Origin of the sequence: Methanosarcina sp. WWM596 (assembly GCF_000969965.1) — an archaeon.
In the GTDB taxonomy this organism is placed as follows: Archaea; Halobacteriota; Methanosarcinia; order Methanosarcinales; family Methanosarcinaceae; genus Methanosarcina.
The window spans coordinates 2000961-2017029 of the sequence record NZ_CP009503.1 but is presented as its reverse complement, the minus strand read 5'-3'; the positions used below and the strand labels follow the sequence as shown (position 1 = coordinate 2017029).

The window sequence follows — 16069 nt, the reverse complement described above, 5'->3', positions numbered from 1 at the left end:
TATGAATATTAAATTTTTGATTATAATTATTAAAGTTATATTAGAATTATTAAAATTATACTATAACTATTAGATGTTGGACTATAACTATTAGCCTGTCTGCAGGCATCGGTTTATATGAAGAAGCGTAAAACCCCTGAGTCTTTAGCTCAGGGGATATAAGCGTCAACTTCAACCCTGATTCCGTATGTAATATTCTGCCGCCTCTTTACTCACATTTCCGATAGTAGACGCAAAATAACCATCACTCCATAACGTATTCTCACCCCAATAATACTTTTTCAGATATTCTTTTTGAGTTTTCCATAACCTGTTAGTATATTCTTGTTTCAATTTTCTGACAATTGACAAAACGCTAACTTTCGGCTCACTCTTGATCAAGAAATGAATATGGTCTTTGTCAGTTTCCATTTCAAGGATTTCAAAGTTAGACTCTTTTGAAATGTCACTCATAATCTGTTTGAGTTCTTCGCTAATTGGTTCAAGTATGACTTTTCGGTATTTGCAAACAAAAATAACATGATACATTAACAAAAATTTGCTATGATTCCGTGTTTCATACTTCGTATTTACCAAAAAGTATATATGTTGTTAAATCATATAATGCCTTTGTATGATGCAAGCGTTCAAATTTAGACTCTATCCTACAACTACACAAGCTATTCAATTGAATCAGCATATAGGTAGCTGTAGATTTGTCTATAATTGGGCACTTGACCAGAAAATTAAAACTTATGAGCAGGCAGGGGAATCAATTTCCAGATTTGACTTAACAAATTAATTCCTACTCTAAAGGCTTCTAATGAGTGGTTAGGAGAAGTTAACTCTCATCATTACAGGGGATGACTAAGCAGTTGAATCCCGCTTTCACTAGATTCTTTAGAGAGAAAACCAGGTTTCCAAGTTCAAATCAAAAAAGAATTCCGATACAGTCTTTCCCTGTACCTCAACACTACACTGTAAACTTTGAAACTAATACTATCAAGCTTCCTAAAATAGAACCAATTAAAGCAGTCCTTCACAGGAAGTTGAAAGAGAGCCTAAAACGGCTACGGTATCAAGGACATTTAAAGGACATTACTACATCAGTATCCCTTGTTGAAGATGGAAAAGAACTTCCAGTAAAGGAAGCTTTCACAGAATCAACAACAGTAGGAATTGATGTAGGTATCAAAGACTTTGCTGTCCTTTCAACAGGAGAAAAGGTTGAGAATCCAAAGTACTTGAAAAACTCTCTTAAAAGGCTCAAAGTATTACAGAAAAGAGTCTCAAGGAAACAGAAAGGCTCTAAGAACAGGGCAAAAGCTAAACGAAGACTTGCTGTACTGCATGACAAAATAACAAATCAGAGAAATGACTTCCAGAACAAACTCTCTTTTAGACTTGTTAGCGAAAACCAAGCTGTAGCTCTGGAAACTCTAAATGTTAAAGGCATGGTTAAGAATCATCACTTAGCACAGGCTATAAGTGATTCTGCGTGGAGTAGTTTTGTAATAAAGTTGGAATATAAGGCTCAATGGTTTGGAAAAACCGTCCTGAGAATAGGACAATTTGGACCCTCTTCTAAGCTATGTAGTGTGTGTGGATACCACAATAAAGAGCTTCAGCTAAAAGACAGAGAATAGATTTGTCCAGACTGTAAAACCAAACACGATAGATACATTAATGCCGCTATCAATATTAAAAAATTCGCTCTCATAGATCAGAATCTAATTGGATTATGACACCGTAGGGACTACGGGGATGAGCTTGGGGACTTGCCCTCAATAGAGGGAGGAATGAACCAAGAAGCCACTCAGTCTTTAGCTGAGTGGTAGTTCACTTGGTTTATTTATTTCAGGCTCGGGGTTGCACCGGTCAAGCAGAGTACTCAAGCCTGTTTTTGAAGGCTGCCCTTCTTCTTTTAAGGGGTAAAAGGCGCCTTTTCAGAATCCCGTTTTCTTCACTCATACCTCAGAGCATCCACTGGTTTCAGTTCTGACGCATTCTTTGCCGGCACAAGGCCTGCAATAAGCCCCACAACTATGGAGACCAGGGTTGCAACAAGGGTTCCTTTCAGGCTGAGGGCAAACTCGAAGGGAACGTTCATTTTAATTGAAATCAGGAGCAAGATTGCCTGTACTGCAGCCGTGCCCAGAAGGATGCCTATTATCCCGCCTACAAGGCTGATCATTGCGGCGTTGCAAAGAAAAATCAGCATGATATCACTATTCTTTGCTCCTATTGCTTTCATGATCCCTATTTCTTTTGTCTTCTCAAGTACAGAGGTAAACATTGTATTCGCGATTCCTGTAGAGCCTACAAGAAGAGAAATGCCTGCGATGAATGCCAAGAAGGTTGTGAGGCCGTTAATCAGCTTTTGGGTACTTTCAATCGCTTCTTTTGGGGAGTTAATATAAAAGTCCTGCGTATCTTCGGTAACTCTTCTCGAGAATCTCAATTTACGTTCAATCTCCTGAAGGGCTGAATCATAATTTGCCCCTTTATAGAGTTTTATTTCTATGCTGTTATAGACGTCTCTTCCCCTTTCAGGTATATCCTCAGCACTATACGGAATGGAATATACCTCCTGGTAAGGCATATAAACGCTGCTCCCAAAAAGCCCTCCCAGGCCTCCGAGAAGCCCTCCGTCCTTTGCCAGGATTCCGATTACCCGGTAAGACCTTCCATTGAGGAGGACCATCTGGTTGAGCCGGATCTCCCGCTCGAAGGTCTCTTTTGCGAGTTCGTTTGAAATAACCACAACCGCCCGGTCTCCGGGTGCCAGCATCCTGCCCTCTTCCACCTTCTTTTTTGTAAGCTTGGGCCAGACATTCGGGTCTACACCTTTAACCCTGACATAAGTCGTCTCGCTTCCTAATTTTAATTCAGCCCCTTCTTCAACGTTGACGTTTACATACTCTATGTCCGGAATACCCCTAAGAACAAATACATCCATCCTTGTGAGTTCTGCCTCTGTTACGGGTTCAAATTCAACAGGACCGGAAATGCCATTTTCAGACTCCTCTTTGGCTTCTGCAGTTATCCCCGGACTCCCTGAGGCTTCTCCCGTATCTTCCCCATACCCCGAATCATCTTCATATGATATTTGAAAAGGAGTTGATGCCACGATTGTAATGGTATCACCTCCCAACCCTTCCAGTGTTTCAGTCACTTGCTCCTGGAAATACTCCCCGGTTGTAACAATTGCCATTACCGAGGCAATGCCTATAATAACCCCTATAATGGTCAGCCAGCTCCTCAACTTATTGGCTTTGACCATGTTTAGGGCAATTTTTAAAATCTTTGCCAGTTTCATAGAAACACAGACCCGGGCTTTTAATTTACTCGTCCGTATTTTTTTCATCCATCTGGTTTTCGCCGATCCGTTCTCCTTCAGCATTCTTTTCTTTCATATTTTTCTGATGCTTCTTATAAGCAAAAAAACTTACAGCACCGAGAAGGATGAGTAATACAAGTTTATATGAGAAACTCGACCCACTACTTTCTTCTGGCATTTTGGAGCCTACCGGAAGGGTAGAAGGGAAAGCATAAAGGGAGAGTACATTTTCCTCAACCTGCCTCATTCCATCACTGGAAGTATAACTGATTTCAAATTTTAGTGGGAGATCCTGGCCAACAGTTTCGGGTTCCAGGCTGAAATCCGCAATCGTGTAGTCCCCTTTTTGCAGGTTCCCGAGAATTACCGAATTACCACCGTCTGTTACAGTCCAGTTTTCCTGCAGGGGGACAGAAATCTTGACTGAGTTTGCTCCGTTGTTTCCTATATTGGAAACCGAAAAGGTGTAAGCTCCCGTAGAGCTCCTTTCCATGAAAGCAATATCAAAGTCCGTGGTACCTCCTATGTAGATTCCTGCTTTACTTTCGATTGTTTTTCGCTTTTGGTTTTCTACAGTACCTGCTTCCGTAATTGTCTGGAGCTCCTCAATATCGTCATATGTAAGCACCATATCCAGCTTATACAGACCTGGCTTTGTATTTACGTTGGTCAGGACCTCGAAGCTGACATTGGCAGTTTCTCCAACATCAATAAGGTTTATATGCTTGACATTGCTGGAACCTACAGGCAAGATCACATCATTTGTGGATTCCCAGGAAAACATTGAGTTTTTGAGAGGAGAATTTCCCACATTTTTTATGCCGAAAATAAGTTTGGTTTTCTCTCCGGGTATCAGCTTTTCGACATTGATGTATTCAATTTCAGCATTTGATTCGCTGTTAATATCTATCGTGAGTTCCCGGGTAAGAGATACTTTATTTTTGCTGCCTGTTGAGTAGAGGTATACTTTGAGGGGATACTTACCTTCGTTGACATCATTTTCAACTCCGAGTTTTAACTTCACGACCTTTCTACGGTCATCTTCGGAGCGTTTTCCCAGTGTACCTATATTCTCTACAAGTGTTTCTCCCGAAAGAGCCCTGAAAGGATAATCTGGCTTGATTTCCAGAAAACAGTTTTCGATGTCATCATAACCGGTGTTCTCGATCGAAATCCTTACTTCAAGCACATCCCCGGGCTTTACAGGGTCAGGGTCCTGGTTGAGAAGGTTAATACTTAAGCCCTTATCAAGACTCCCGCTTGCAGCAAGGACGGTTTCGCTGCATAAAGACAGACTAAGCAGAATCACGCAAATTAAAATGATATATTGTTTAAAACCCATTTTTGGACACCTCAATTTACTTATTCCTGAATTTCAGGACTGATCTGTTCTTCATTTGGTCCATCCCTTATCATCTCCCCATCCTTGAGCTGGATGTGCCGGCTGGCATATCCTGCAAGGTGCATGTCATGGGTGACCATAACTACTGTTTTACCTTTTTCCTTCCAGAGCCTGTAAAGAATTGAAATCACTTCATCTCCGGTGATGCTGTCAAGAGCTCCTGTCGGCTCGTCAGCAAGGATAATTTCGGGGTCACAGGCAAGGGCTCTTGCAATCGAAACTCTCTGCTGCTGGCCCCCGGAGAGCTGGGAGGGTTTGTTCTGCATCTTATCGGAAAGCCCTACAAGGTCAAGCAATTCTTTTGCCCTTTTTTCTGCAGTATTATCGTCAATCTCCTGGATTTCCAGGGGCAAGAGCACATTTTCAAGAGCAGTCATTCCGGGAATCAGGTTGTATTGCTGAAAAACAAACCCAATTGTTTTGCCTCTAAGGGCTGCCAGGTCTGATTCCTGAAGACTGGCTATATCCCGGCCTTTCAGGAAAATTTTGCCCTGCGAAGGAATATCGAGACAGCCCACCAGGTTCATCATTGTAGACTTCCCGCTTCCTGAGGGACCGATTATAGCGGCAAATTCTCCTCTACCCAGTTTCACACTCACATTTTTCAAAGCATTGACCTGAACTTCGCCCATCTGATAGGTTTTCCAGACATTCTTAAAGACGATCAGTGTATTTTCCATATTTTCTCCTGAAGAACTTGCCTGGTAAATATAATGCAACATTTAATAAGTTTATTTAATTTGATTCAATTTTGAATAATTACGTCATCATTCAAGATCAGAATCCTCAAAAATAAATAATTCATCAATTGTGGTATCCAATGATCTAGCTATTTTATAGGCAAGCTTCAGAGAAGGGTTATATTTTCCTTTTTCAAGGAAAACAATGGTTTCTCTCCGGACCCCTACCAGATTTGCAAGAGCTTCCTGGGTCCGGTCGTGCCTCGCCCGAAACTCCTTTATCCTTGTTTTCACTCTTAATCCTCCGGATGTCCTTACTCAACATCCCCCTTTTGCATGAAATGCCACCTGAAAACATTTGCTGAAATGCTCATGAAAATAAGAAGTATTCCAAGCACACCTCCAACAGTAAGTTCAACCAGTTTGAAGTATTCCACCCAGTAAAGCACTGCAATGAGCACCAGTGTCAGGAGCCAGGAATAAGTTATTCCGTAAGCTGCCAGTTTTTTTGTTCTCTCGTCCCTTTCCGGAAGGTCCCCCTGTCTGAAAAGCCTGAAGGCTGTTATAACAAAGAGGATCAGACCCACGTTGATCAGAATAATAGAGGTGTTTGTCTCAAATATATGAAAAGCTGCCGAAAGCATCCCGGCAAGCATAATAATTATTCCCAGGACCAGTTTGAACCTGTATATTTTTTCCATACTTTTTGTCCTCCTTCTTTCTGTATATTTGTTCCATGCTTTTTTCACAGATTGCCTAAAATCTGTTTTTTATTTATAACATATTATTCGGTATTTCAAACATTAAGTTAGATATTTTTAACATCTTCTGTTATTTCTATTTTTGGCCTGAAATGGAGGTTTAAGTTAGAAATCAACCACATAATGAGAGATAAATGCAACAAAATGTGTATTTAATATAACTAATATCCCCAGGATAGCAAAAATCATCAGATAGCAAAAACGCCAGGATAGCAAAAATAGTTAGAATTCCTGTTCCAGGACAGGTTTTTATCTAATCGGTTTTAAGATCAAATCTTCAATAAAAGATATAAAGAATAAACTTGAGCATAGTTTGATTTAAGTTATGCAGTTCATGGACCATTAAGGCAATATATGCCCAAATATGTAGCTATGCAAACTAACTGTGCAAGGGGTTTTTATTCAAGTTTCACTTCACAGTTTGAGCATAATATTTGGGGATACATTAATATGGGTATTTTTTCTATGAGAATAAGTTCGGATCTGAAAGCTTTTCTTGAGGCAGAGGATCTGGATGGCTTAATGGAAATAAAATCAAAACTAAGGCAATTAAATAAAAAAGATATTAAGAAGATTCTCTCCTTAAACCTTCAGCAGGAAACCCCTGAGTCTTTAGCTCAAGGGTAGTTGACTTTCAATGCAACTTTATGTGTATATCCCGAATATGAGGGATTTTGTATAAAACCCCTGAAGTTTTCTTCAATTTGAGGAATCTCTATCTTATTTAATCTTTTTTTATAAGCTCTGTCCTTTAAATAATCCAGAGTTGCCATATTTTACGTCCTTGAGTGAAAAAACCAATCGCCGGTTTTAAAATCCTGAATTTGACCCCTATTTCTGTTTACTTGCAGAAATAAGATTTTGCAGAATTTTGATAAGAGATGTTTAATAAAAGATCCATACATTATGAATTAAGGGGAAATATGAATTTCGGGTATATAGGAAAGCTGATCACCGGGACGATAAAAGAGTGGATGGAAAACAATGCACGGACTTACAGTGCCGCACTGGCATTTTATTTTGTGTTAAGCCTTCCTGCCCTTCTGCTATTTTCGGTATTTGTAGGAAGTATTTTTTTCAGGTCAAAACAGATTCAGGACAGCATAATCAATAACCTTCAGGGACTCGTTGATCAGGAGGTGATTGATATGATTAGTTCTCTCTTCGAGTATATCCCGGACATTAATTCCCTCTCAATAGGCGCATTTGTCGGCTTTGTGATTCTTCTATGGAGTGCAAGCAATGTTTTCCGGCAATTGAGAAATTTCCTTGAGAGAGCCTGGGATATTAAACCCGAGAAGTCCAATACTGTTAAAGATTTTATAAAGAATGCAATTGTTTCCTTTTTTGTAGTGATAGTTTTTGGTGGGCTCTTTGTGCTCAGCATAATTGTCGAAGGAGTTCTTTATGCAACTTCAAAACTGTTTCAGGATATTTTCCCCTGCCCCCCGATTCTTGCCCATTATGCTGGTTCCATAGCCAGTTTCCTGATCCTTGTCCTGTTTTTCATGCTTGTCTACTGGGTATTGCCCGATACAAAGCTTGATCTAAAACCTGTTTTTGTAGGGTCGCTGGTAACAACAATTCTCATAACCATAGGCAAGTATGCCCTTGGAATTTATTTTACATACATCAACCTTACAAGCGTTTATGGAGCAATCGGGTCGATTGTTGGGTTATTTCTCCTTATCTATTACATCTCAATTATGATTACAATTGGTGCGGAGTTCACGAAGGTTTATTCAGAATCATTCTGAATCGTAAAGTGTAAACTTCCATAAAAACAAACATGAAATTCTTCAGATTACAGGCACAAATAAATGAAAGTAATTTTCAAATTACAGTACTTTCATGTCAATAAAAAATTTGCAAAAAAATATCCCCCAGACTGAGATAATATTTCCCTTTACTCAGGAGACCTTTTTTAATCAAAAATCCTGAATCGCAATTCGGGGGGTCTAAAAATCCAGTATTACACATATTTAAAAAATTCCTTTTTGAATAAAGGGGTAAAAAATGATATATAAAAAAAGGCATGGCGATTTATGTACCATAAAAAAGGTATGGCAGTTTATGTACCCGGAAATATAGGCTTATAATTTACATAGGCTTATAATTTACCCAAAGACTCATTATAAGCCGCTTCTGTTTTTGGAAGTTATTTTTTTTCTACCCTCTCTTCTTTTAGCATCTTTTTTGCAATGATAAAGACCACTAATGCAATTATTATGAAATTTATCAATTCTCCCAGAAAAGCTCCCCAGCTAAGTACTATTGGCCCAATTGCAAGGGTTGCAGTTTTCCAGGCCCCTCCAGGGATAAAAGGTGTGATGATCGGCATGACAATGTTATCTACAAAAGATTTTATAAAAGCCGTGGACGCGATACCCATGATCAAAGCAATTGCCAGTGGAATTACCTTGTATTCGTAAAGGAATTCCTTGAATTCACTCAGAAGTCCCATATTCATCCTCCGCATAATTGAAATAATATAAATTGTCGGGGTAAGTTTTAAGAGGACAAGAAACATTGATCAGAAACAACGGTAGGAGGCAAAGAATAATGGGTGAACTACCCCGCCCTGCTTTCTGATGAAAGCGAGTAATGGAGTGAATACACAAAATGGTCCCTTAATCTAGTTTATTCTGTACAATTATAGCTATATTGATGTAACTATAAGTGTGAATAATTATGCTACTGTTGTTTTGTAGAAGTTGACGGCTTTCATCTCCCACCTGTCGCTTACGTTCCGAGGAAGGGGACTTTCCGCCTTAAGGTTAAAATACAAAAGGTTAACAAGACTTTAAGCCTAAATTTTGTGTTCAGGGGTTAAAAATGGAAAATACACTTCTCACGATTTTTAGATTGAGCCTGTTCGAAACCCTCTGCGTCACAGGCTCTCTGATCCTTATAGGCATGATCCTCGGGGTGCTTGAGCACCGGGCTAATTTTTATATCCAGAGTATTTTTGGCATGAAAGGGATCATGGCTACAGCCTGGATAGGCACCCCAATCCACGAACTTGGCCACCTGCTGATGTGCTATCTTTTCAAACACAAGGTAAATGAATTCAAGCTCTTTAGCCTGAGACCCCGGGACGGAGTCCTTGGATACGTCAACCACAGCTGGAACAAGAAAAGTCTCTACCAGAATATAGGGAACTTTTTCATAGGCATGGGTCCCATATTCAGCGGTACCTGCGCCCTGATCCTCGGGATGTACCTGTTCCTGCCTGATTCCTTTGCCACCTTTGCAAATTATCTGACCCTTGATCCCGGTCAGCTTGATTCCCGGACGTTATCGAGTATTTTCGTGCTGACAGCCCAGCTTTTTAAAAGCATTTTTTCGGTAGAAAACCTGGTTTCCCCCAGTTTCTGGATCTATTTTGCCCTTGCAATAGGAATTTCTTCCCACATAGCCCTGAGCAAAGAAGATCTTAAAGGAGCAGGAAAAGGCCTGATTGCAATATTCACTTTCATTTTACTGGTAAATGTGATTGCCCTTATTCTCAATGTCGATTTTTCCAGCTTTTTTACCGGAATTCTTACTTTAAATGTTTACATGGTGGCGTTTTCAATGGTTTCGGTTGTGTTTTCTTCGATCAGGCTGGTTTTAAGCGCTTTTGTTTATACTCTTGTGTCCAGAATCATGTGATGTGAAGCAGATTTTCCTTCTATAGTCATCAGATGTAAAACTATAATCCTATGTGAAATTATAGTACAGGCATACCAAAAAATAGAAATAATCAAAGTTATGCTGACACACCCGTTCACGCCCTCTCAAAATTCCGTTAAAGTAGACAATAATTTTAAACGATTTATTTAAGCAGAAGTTAATAGCCAATAAAAATTGATTTGATGAATCATAATATCAGTAATGATACAGAGAACTTTCCCACATCCACAGCAAGCGAATAGGCTATTCGACTGAATTACCCTGGTTTATTTTTAAGTGTACTACAACTAAAAAAAGCAAAAATAACTATTTATGAAAATGTTTATCAATATATAAAAAACGTAAGTATTACATCCTTATAAAAAAAGACTTATTTGCTTCCAATGTAATTTTTGAATGCTGATTTCTGAACTCTGAGGCTATTAATAAATTGAAAATGTTGTCTTCGTAGGGAATTATTGGACTGGGTGAATTAATGAGCGGAAATAGTTACAAATCAATATGTTTCGTTGCTATGCCCTATGGCAAGAAAACTGATTTGGCCACTGGAAATGAAATCGATTTTGACAAAATATACGAATTGGCCATAAAACCAGCGATTGAGGAAGCGGGATTGGAACCACTGCGTGGTGATGAAGAGCTAACTGGGGGGATAATTCATACTACAATGTTTGCCAGGCTGTTACTTTCAGAATATGTGGTAGCTGATTTGACCCTTTCCAATCCGAATGTATTTTATGAACTGGGAATCCGTCACGCCGTCAAACCATTTACTACAGTGCCCATTTATGCTAAAATACATCCGTTACCTTTTGATGTAGATATGATTAGAGCAATTGGTTATAACATGAAAAAAAGTGTCTTATCAAAAGAAGCAGTTTTATCAAAAGAGGCAGCTGAAATTCTAAAATCTGAAATAATGAAACGAATTCAACAAGCAATCAACGGTCCTCAAACAAATGATAGCCCACTGTTCGAATTGATCCCTAAGTTTCCAGCTATCGAGCTACCATATGAAGTAACTCATTCTATAAAAGAGCGAGTTAGCCACGAGAAAGAATTTCAAGAATGTCTTGAGAAAGCCAAATTAAAGCCATCTAATCGAGAACGATGTATGGCCTTGATAGAAATCCAACAAGAATTAGGCGATCTGAAAAAGATTCAAGCTAGTGTACTCGTAGATCTGATGCTTTCTTTTCGCAGTGTGGAAGCTTGGGACGAAATGACGGATCTTTGTGAAGCTTTTCCAGATTATTTAAAAAATAATATTTTTGTACGTCAACAGTGGGTCTTTTCACTAAATCGACGGAACAAACCGGGAGATAGGAATAAGGCTATTTCTCTTCTCACAGAGGTTATGAAAGAATACGGCCCCGATCCCGAGACTCTTGGTATATTAGGGCGCATACACAAGGACTGCTACTGTGATGCAAAAGAGAAGAGAAGTATCATGGCTTTAGCTGCTCTGGACGAATCAATTTCTGCTTACATTAAAGGTTTCGAGTCAGATCCTCGTAATTACTATCCAGGCATAAATGCTATAACACTACTCATTAAGAAGGGCGATGAAGAATCTTTGAAAAAAGCGGAAGAGCTGGCTCCGCTGGTAAGTTTTGCAGTGGCTCGCTGTGGCGGCGTCAGTTCCAATAAATACTGGGATCTTGCTACAGTGCTCGAGCTTAATTGCATAAGTAGTGATTGGATCTCAGCAGTAAACATTTTGCCAAAGGTGCTATATAGAGCAAAAGAATCATGGATGTTAAAGTCTACATTAAAAAATCTCACAATGTTAAAACAGGCTCGTGTTAGCCAAGGTCATGATACGGAAAAGCTTCAAGAGATTATCACAAAATTCGAGGAATGTATATAATCTTGTAACTATTCAAATAGCCTTATTAGAGCTCCACAATTTGTCCTTTTTCCCAGAAAAAATTGGATCTAAAATGAATCAATTCTCTCCTTGATGAAACGTGAAAAGATTCTTGCTCTGTGTATTTTAAAAAGAATGGCATGAATGTAATGGACGCTATTCTAACAGCACTCAATGGAGTGCCGCTATTATCCTGAGAATTGCAGCATTTTGCTGAGAAAACATACTTTTTTATCAGTGGTCGAATAGTTACAAAAAAATTAAAAAAAGCAAATGGAAAGCAGTTTAAAGCTCGATTTCCTTAGCTATATCCTGAAAAACCTTTCCTTTATCAGTCGTGATGAAAAGCCCGTTTTCATTCCTGATAAGCTCTTTTTCTTTTAACATTTCCAGGTATTTCTGAGCAATGTTGAAGTTAAGATTTACCTCATAAACGATATGGGTTTTCTTTGCCCCATTATTTGCTATTTTTAAAATAGCTACTGCGATATCAGTCCTGCTTCTTCTCTGAATATTGACTCCTCCCCCACAATAGATTCAAAAACAATCTTTGCTAGAATTCCTACTCAAAAAACATCTTAAATGACGTTTATTTATATTCAACAAAGATCATAAATAATAAATACTTCACTTTCTATATAAAGATCTCGGTTTTTAATAGTAAATAAATTTATAATAAAAAAGTAATAATTTATCTTAGGTGTATATTGGATTTGAAAATCATGTTGGTAATTGAAGAATCTGATGTACAAAAACTTCAAGCTTAAAGAAAGCCTTGTATTGGGCTTCTAACAGATATGCTGGAAAAACTATTTCATATAACAGCATTCCGACCTTGAAGAAAATCAGCTCCAAAAGAAAATTGGCTCCAAAAATTCAAAAAATCACAAGCATAGAGCAATAACATTGCAAATTCTAGGGTATGTAAAAATGGCGTGGAAAAAAGTAAAGAATATTTTAGGGGATTAAATTGGGTTGGATTAATTGGAAGGAAAACACTTAACATCAAAAATTTAGTTTGATAAATTTTGGATTGGATTTCTAATTCCTTCAAATTTGCATATAAATGAAAAAATGAAACTTTAGGTGCCGAAAGCAGGTAAGTTCATGTGATTACCTGTTTTTAACCTGTGATCCACGGCTGCTTCACAGCTTTTTCCTTTTATCTCTTTCTCTCTTCTTCTGTCTTTTTTCAGGGGAAAGGCCGCTCTTCTGCATCGAGCGTGACAAATCTCAAATTATATTCAACGAATCTAGGCCCACTTTAATAAAAGTTAATCCAAAAACAATCTGTGCAATCCCCAGAACACGGATGATAGAAAAGTAATACTTGCTATTTATAAAATATTTTGACTTATCTACGATTAACGCAACAATTACCTTTGAGCCTACAAGAAAGATATAGAAACCGGTTATGAATAATATTGTAGCCCAGACATGAGTGCTAAAGCTCTTATAAATTATTGGCCCACCTATGGAAAGCCAGAAGACATATGGGTGCGGGTTCCCGAAGTTAACGATAACTCCTTTTTTAAGGGAGTCTTTTTTTTCTAAATTTAATTCAACGTTGTCCTTTTTGATTTTCAGCGATTCGATTCCTGAATATATCAGATATGATGCCCCAAAAAACGCAATGACCCCTATAAAAAAAGTAGAATTTGTCAAATGTGACAGAACAAACAGTACAGCTAAAATTATTGGCAGATCCGTAATCAAAGGAGATACTGCAACCTTTATTCCTTCCCATTTGCCGTGCTGTAGAGTTTCAGAAATAGTGACAGCCAGCAGTGGGCCCGGAGACATTCCCGCAGCGAGACCAAGAAATGATCCCAGGGCTAAAAATTCAATAATATCCAGCATCTTTACTGCCTCATTTTTTAATATGCCAATTCAAAGAATCTGCTGTAAAATCTGCTGAGATGTGAATGTAGCTAATAATACTACAACGATGCAAAATAACACCTCAATGTTATAAATAATACTTTGATGCTATATAATACACACTATATTAAAAGGAATGATGCTATATAATACACACTATTTTAAAAGGAAATTCGAGTCTTTAAACCCATATTTTCTGGAAGGAAGGAGGCGCTTATGCCTCAAGCTTCGAAAACAGCACTGCTCCGATCGCACAGACAAGGGTTGCTAATATACCTATTACTGCCAGGTCGTTATAGATACCAAACGTGCTCATCCCGGCAATGGCTCCTCTCAGGCCGTCAACACCGTAGGTAAGGGGATCGATCCTGCTTATGAAGTAGATTGCAGGAGGAAGGTTTTCCAGGGGGAAGAGGGCTCCGGACAGGAAGAAGATGGGCATGATCAGGAAGTTCATGATCAACTGGAACCCATGCATATCTTTCATTTTTGAAGCTATGGCAAGGCCAAGACCTGTAAAGAAAATGGCTATCAGGAACATGAAAATTAACCCCAACCCAAGGTTAAAAAGGCTGGAAATCCTGAATCCCAGAACATAGGTCAGGCTCAGCACGATCAGACCCTGGATCATGGCTATGGTTGCGCCCCCAAAGGTTTTCCCTATCATTATTTCTGTCCTTGAGATCGGCGCTACAAGGGTCTCTTTAAGAAAACCGAACTGCCGGTCCCAGATGACCTCCAAGCCTGAAAAGATAGCCGTAAAGAGAATTGCCATAGAAACTATTCCCGGGGCAAGGAAATCCATGTAGTTTGCCCCTCCGCTGGCTCTACTATACATGGGACCGAACCCGAACCCGAAAGTGATCATGAAGAGGAGGGGCTGTCCGAGAGAACCCAGCAGCCTGGATTTCGAGCGCCAGTAATGTTTGAGCTGTCTGAGCCAGAGGATGTAGATTACCTCGATCAATGCCGGTTCCTCCTTCCCATGCCTCGAATCGTTCTCATTTTATTTGCAGTTTCATTATTCTCATCCCGGATATCCCTGCCTGTCAATTTCAGAAAAGCTTCTTCTAAGGATTCGGTTTCTGTCTTTCTTAGAATTTCTTCAACTGTGCCGGATTCTATTATATTCCCGTGATCAATGATTGCGATCTGGTCTGCAATCGCTTCGGCTTCTTCCATATAGTGTGTGGTCAGGAAAATTGTCATTTTTCTTTCTTCGTTCAGGTTTTTGATATGGGTCCAGATAGAGTTTCGGGTCTGGGGGTCAAGCCCCACAGTGGGCTCATCGAGGAAAAGAATTTTCGGGTAATGGACAAGCGCTCGAGCAATCTCAAGCCTGCGCTTCATTCCACCTGAATACTTTTTAACGTAATCTTCCCGCCGGTTCCAGAGCCCGACAATATCCAGGGCTTTCTGGATTCTTTCTGCTCTTTCTTTTTTAGGCACTTTGTAGACAACTGCATGATAGACCATGTTTTCGTAAGCTGTAAGCTCTTCATCAAGGCTGTGGTCCTGAAAGACTATCCCGAAAGATGCACGAGCCTTATCCTGTTCTTTCAGCACATTGAACCCATTGATGCTTATTTCCCCTGATGTGGGCTTCAGGACTGTTGTGAGCATTTTAATAGTTGTTGACTTGCCTGCACCGTTTGGACCAAGAAAAGCAAAGATCGAACCTGTTTCTACATCAAAACTGATGTCTTTTACAGCCGTAAAATCATCGAATTTCTTTGTAAGAGATTTGACTGAGAGTATGTTTTGCATGGATTGGACCTGAAATTATTTTTTAGTATCAGAAAAACAAAGGTATCCTGAATTTTTTTCCTGAATCAGTTGAATTCCTTCCTGATAAAAAAGATATCGGTGTTTTTACTGAATTGGGGATTTGATTTCTCGACAGTCTGCAAGTAGATCTCCTCAAAGTCAGTGAAGTCCTAGTTTATCTGGTCTTCAATCTGGTCTTCAGGGGGTCTTTGCCTATGATCATACCTTTTCCGAAAGGAATCAAAGATTTCCGTCGTCTTTAATTATTTTGTTCTGGTACTTGACTTCAAGGGCAAGGAGTTCTTTTTCTTCTTTGTCTCCTTTTATCCCTCCTTTTATCCCTCCTTTTATCCCTCCTTTTATCCTTCCTTTTATCCTTCCTTTTATCCTTCCTTTTATCCTTCCTTTTATCCTTCTTTTTATCCCTCCGTCATCTTTTTCTCCTTTCCAGATTTTTACGACAATGTCTGCTTCCCACCTGTCCTTGTGGTAAAAGATGAAATCGTTGAAACTTCTGCCGGTCTCGGAGCAGATGTCCTTGAAATGCCGGGCAAAGTAGATCACTGAGACAGCTTCTACAAGGGAAGGGTTGATTTCACGTTCCCGGAAGTAGAAAAAGCGACTGATTTGATTATCTGAACTTACTTATTTGACAGGGTTTTTGGATAACTTCGGATTTTCCTGGTTCTTGCGGAGGAAGGAATTTAAAGTGAA

General features: G+C 39.2%; 19 protein-coding genes. 6 read left to right on the top strand and 13 right to left on the bottom strand.

The genetic code is table 11. From position 1 onward, the window contains the following. Positions 1 to 171: 171 nt before the first annotated feature. Positions 172 to 585, bottom strand: a complete 414-nt coding sequence (gene tnpA, locus MSWHS_RS08900; protein WP_156148120.1) for an IS200/IS605 family transposase — start codon at positions 583 to 585, stop codon at positions 172 to 174. Between the two features lie 28 nt (positions 586 to 613). Between tnpA and MSWHS_RS21495 the strand changes: the two genes are divergently transcribed. Together MSWHS_RS21495 and MSWHS_RS08895 are read left to right on the top strand one after the other, a co-directional pair. Further along, positions 614 to 781 carry a helix-turn-helix domain-containing protein gene (locus MSWHS_RS21495; RefSeq protein ID WP_082088343.1) on the top strand — a complete coding sequence of 56 codons (168 nt, stop codon included), beginning with the start codon at positions 614 to 616 and terminating at the stop codon, positions 779 to 781. Between the two features lie 73 nt (positions 782 to 854). Then, positions 855 to 1625 carry a transposase gene (locus MSWHS_RS08895; protein ID WP_231585683.1) on the top strand — a complete coding sequence of 257 codons (771 nt, stop codon included), beginning with the start codon at positions 855 to 857 and terminating at the stop codon, positions 1623 to 1625. A gap of 317 nt (positions 1626 to 1942) precedes the next feature. Here MSWHS_RS08895 and MSWHS_RS08890 read toward each other — a convergent pair whose 3' ends face one another. The 5 genes from MSWHS_RS08890 to MSWHS_RS08870 all read right to left on the bottom strand — a co-directional run bounded on the left by MSWHS_RS08890 (position 1943) and on the right by MSWHS_RS08870 (position 6102). Beyond that, positions 1943 to 3346: an ABC transporter permease gene (locus tag MSWHS_RS08890; RefSeq protein WP_231585682.1), complete on the bottom strand. Its 1404-nt coding sequence runs from the start codon at positions 3344 to 3346 to the stop codon at positions 1943 to 1945. Further along, on the bottom strand, positions 3324 to 4628 hold the full coding sequence (locus tag MSWHS_RS08885; RefSeq protein WP_231585681.1) for a COG1361 S-layer family protein: 1305 nt from the start codon (positions 4626 to 4628) through the stop codon (positions 3324 to 3326). The genes MSWHS_RS08890 and MSWHS_RS08885 overlap by 23 nt, the downstream gene beginning before the upstream one ends. 53 nt (positions 4629 to 4681) lie before the next feature. Continuing rightward, positions 4682 to 5401, bottom strand: coding sequence for an ABC transporter ATP-binding protein (locus MSWHS_RS08880; RefSeq protein WP_048158939.1), 720 nt, complete (start codon positions 5399 to 5401; stop codon positions 4682 to 4684). A gap of 87 nt (positions 5402 to 5488) precedes the next feature. Further along, positions 5489 to 5695 (bottom strand): helix-turn-helix transcriptional regulator, encoded by a 207-nt coding sequence (locus MSWHS_RS08875; protein ID WP_048127843.1) that lies wholly within the window; start codon positions 5693 to 5695, stop codon positions 5489 to 5491. Between the two features lie 20 nt (positions 5696 to 5715). Next, positions 5716 to 6102, bottom strand: coding sequence for a hypothetical protein (locus MSWHS_RS08870; protein ID WP_048127845.1), 387 nt, complete (start codon positions 6100 to 6102; stop codon positions 5716 to 5718). A gap of 414 nt (positions 6103 to 6516) precedes the next feature. Here MSWHS_RS08870 and MSWHS_RS20255 point away from each other — a divergent pair, with 414 nt between their 5' ends. Continuing rightward, the gene (locus tag MSWHS_RS20255; RefSeq protein ID WP_156151207.1) at positions 6517 to 6789 is read left to right on the top strand and encodes a hypothetical protein; all 273 of its coding nucleotides are present in this window, start codon (positions 6517 to 6519) and stop codon (positions 6787 to 6789) included. Here MSWHS_RS20255 and MSWHS_RS20250 read toward each other — a convergent pair. After that, entirely contained in the window at positions 6780 to 6935 is a 156-nt protein-coding gene (locus tag MSWHS_RS20250) for a hypothetical protein (protein ID WP_156148122.1), read from the bottom strand. The two genes, MSWHS_RS20255 and MSWHS_RS20250, sit on opposite strands and share 10 nt — an antisense overlap. Positions 6936 to 7085: 150 nt before the next feature. Between MSWHS_RS20250 and MSWHS_RS08865 the strand changes: the two genes are divergently transcribed. Next, on the top strand, positions 7086 to 7919 hold the full coding sequence (locus MSWHS_RS08865; RefSeq protein WP_048127847.1) for a YihY/virulence factor BrkB family protein: 834 nt from the start codon (positions 7086 to 7088) through the stop codon (positions 7917 to 7919). A 401-nt stretch (positions 7920 to 8320) separates the two neighbouring features. Here the strand turns inward: MSWHS_RS08865 and MSWHS_RS08860 are convergent, their stop codons facing one another. After that, entirely contained in the window at positions 8321 to 8626 is a 306-nt protein-coding gene (locus MSWHS_RS08860; protein WP_048127849.1) for an MscL family protein, read from the bottom strand. A gap of 371 nt (positions 8627 to 8997) precedes the next feature. On the opposite strand from MSWHS_RS08860, the gene MSWHS_RS08855 reads away from it, so the two are divergent. Beyond that, a complete protein-coding gene (locus MSWHS_RS08855) occupies positions 8998 to 9816 on the top strand; it encodes a hypothetical protein (protein WP_048127851.1) in 819 nt (272 codons plus the stop codon). Between the two features lie 496 nt (positions 9817 to 10312). Next, entirely contained in the window at positions 10313 to 11707 is a 1395-nt protein-coding gene (locus tag MSWHS_RS08850) for a TRAFs-binding domain-containing protein (RefSeq protein ID WP_048127854.1), read from the top strand. Positions 11708 to 11992: 285 nt separating this feature from the next. Here MSWHS_RS08850 and MSWHS_RS08845 read toward each other — a convergent pair whose 3' ends face one another. The 5 genes from MSWHS_RS08845 to MSWHS_RS08825 all read right to left on the bottom strand — a co-directional run bounded on the left by MSWHS_RS08845 (position 11993) and on the right by MSWHS_RS08825 (position 15919). Further along, positions 11993 to 12175, bottom strand: a complete 183-nt coding sequence (locus MSWHS_RS08845) for a winged helix-turn-helix domain-containing protein (RefSeq protein WP_231585725.1) — start codon at positions 12173 to 12175, stop codon at positions 11993 to 11995. 765 nt (positions 12176 to 12940) lie between these two features. Then, complete coding sequence (locus MSWHS_RS08840; RefSeq protein WP_048158938.1) at positions 12941 to 13567, bottom strand: LysE family transporter; 627 nt, start codon at positions 13565 to 13567, stop codon at positions 12941 to 12943. Between the two features lie 235 nt (positions 13568 to 13802). Then, complete coding sequence (locus tag MSWHS_RS08835) at positions 13803 to 14555, bottom strand: ABC transporter permease (RefSeq protein WP_048127860.1); 753 nt, start codon at positions 14553 to 14555, stop codon at positions 13803 to 13805. After that, on the bottom strand, positions 14552 to 15355 hold the full coding sequence (locus MSWHS_RS08830; protein WP_048127862.1) for an ABC transporter ATP-binding protein: 804 nt from the start codon (positions 15353 to 15355) through the stop codon (positions 14552 to 14554). The genes MSWHS_RS08835 and MSWHS_RS08830 overlap by 4 nt, the downstream gene beginning before the upstream one ends. Before the next feature lie 240 nt (positions 15356 to 15595). Beyond that, positions 15596 to 15919 carry a hypothetical protein gene (locus tag MSWHS_RS08825; RefSeq protein ID WP_048158937.1) on the bottom strand — a complete coding sequence of 108 codons (324 nt, stop codon included), beginning with the start codon at positions 15917 to 15919 and terminating at the stop codon, positions 15596 to 15598. Between the last annotated feature and the right edge of the window lie 150 nt (positions 15920 to 16069).

Coding starts and splice junctions, on each gene's coding strand:
- MSWHS_RS21495 (WP_082088343.1), top strand. CDS start 614: ATGATGCAAGCGTTCAAATTTAGACTCTATCCTACAACTACACAAGCT.
- MSWHS_RS08890 (WP_231585682.1), bottom strand. CDS start 3,346: ATGAAAAAAATACGGACGAGTAAATTAAAAGCCCGGGTCTGTGTTTCT.
- MSWHS_RS08880 (WP_048158939.1), bottom strand. CDS start 5,401: ATGGAAAATACACTGATCGTCTTTAAGAATGTCTGGAAAACCTATCAG.
- MSWHS_RS08870 (WP_048127845.1), bottom strand. CDS start 6,102: ATGGAAAAAATATACAGGTTCAAACTGGTCCTGGGAATAATTATTATG.
- MSWHS_RS20255 (WP_156151207.1), top strand. CDS start 6,517: ATGCCCAAATATGTAGCTATGCAAACTAACTGTGCAAGGGGTTTTTAT.
- MSWHS_RS20250 (WP_156148122.1), bottom strand. CDS start 6,935: ATGGCAACTCTGGATTATTTAAAGGACAGAGCTTATAAAAAAAGATTA.
- MSWHS_RS08865 (WP_048127847.1), top strand. CDS start 7,086: ATGAATTTCGGGTATATAGGAAAGCTGATCACCGGGACGATAAAAGAG.
- MSWHS_RS08860 (WP_048127849.1), bottom strand. CDS start 8,626: ATGGGACTTCTGAGTGAATTCAAGGAATTCCTTTACGAATACAAGGTA.
- MSWHS_RS08855 (WP_048127851.1), top strand. CDS start 8,998: ATGGAAAATACACTTCTCACGATTTTTAGATTGAGCCTGTTCGAAACC.
- MSWHS_RS08850 (WP_048127854.1), top strand. CDS start 10,313: ATGAGCGGAAATAGTTACAAATCAATATGTTTCGTTGCTATGCCCTAT.
- MSWHS_RS08840 (WP_048158938.1), bottom strand. CDS start 13,567: ATGCTGGATATTATTGAATTTTTAGCCCTGGGATCATTTCTTGGTCTC.
- MSWHS_RS08830 (WP_048127862.1), bottom strand. CDS start 15,355: ATGCAAAACATACTCTCAGTCAAATCTCTTACAAAGAAATTCGATGAT.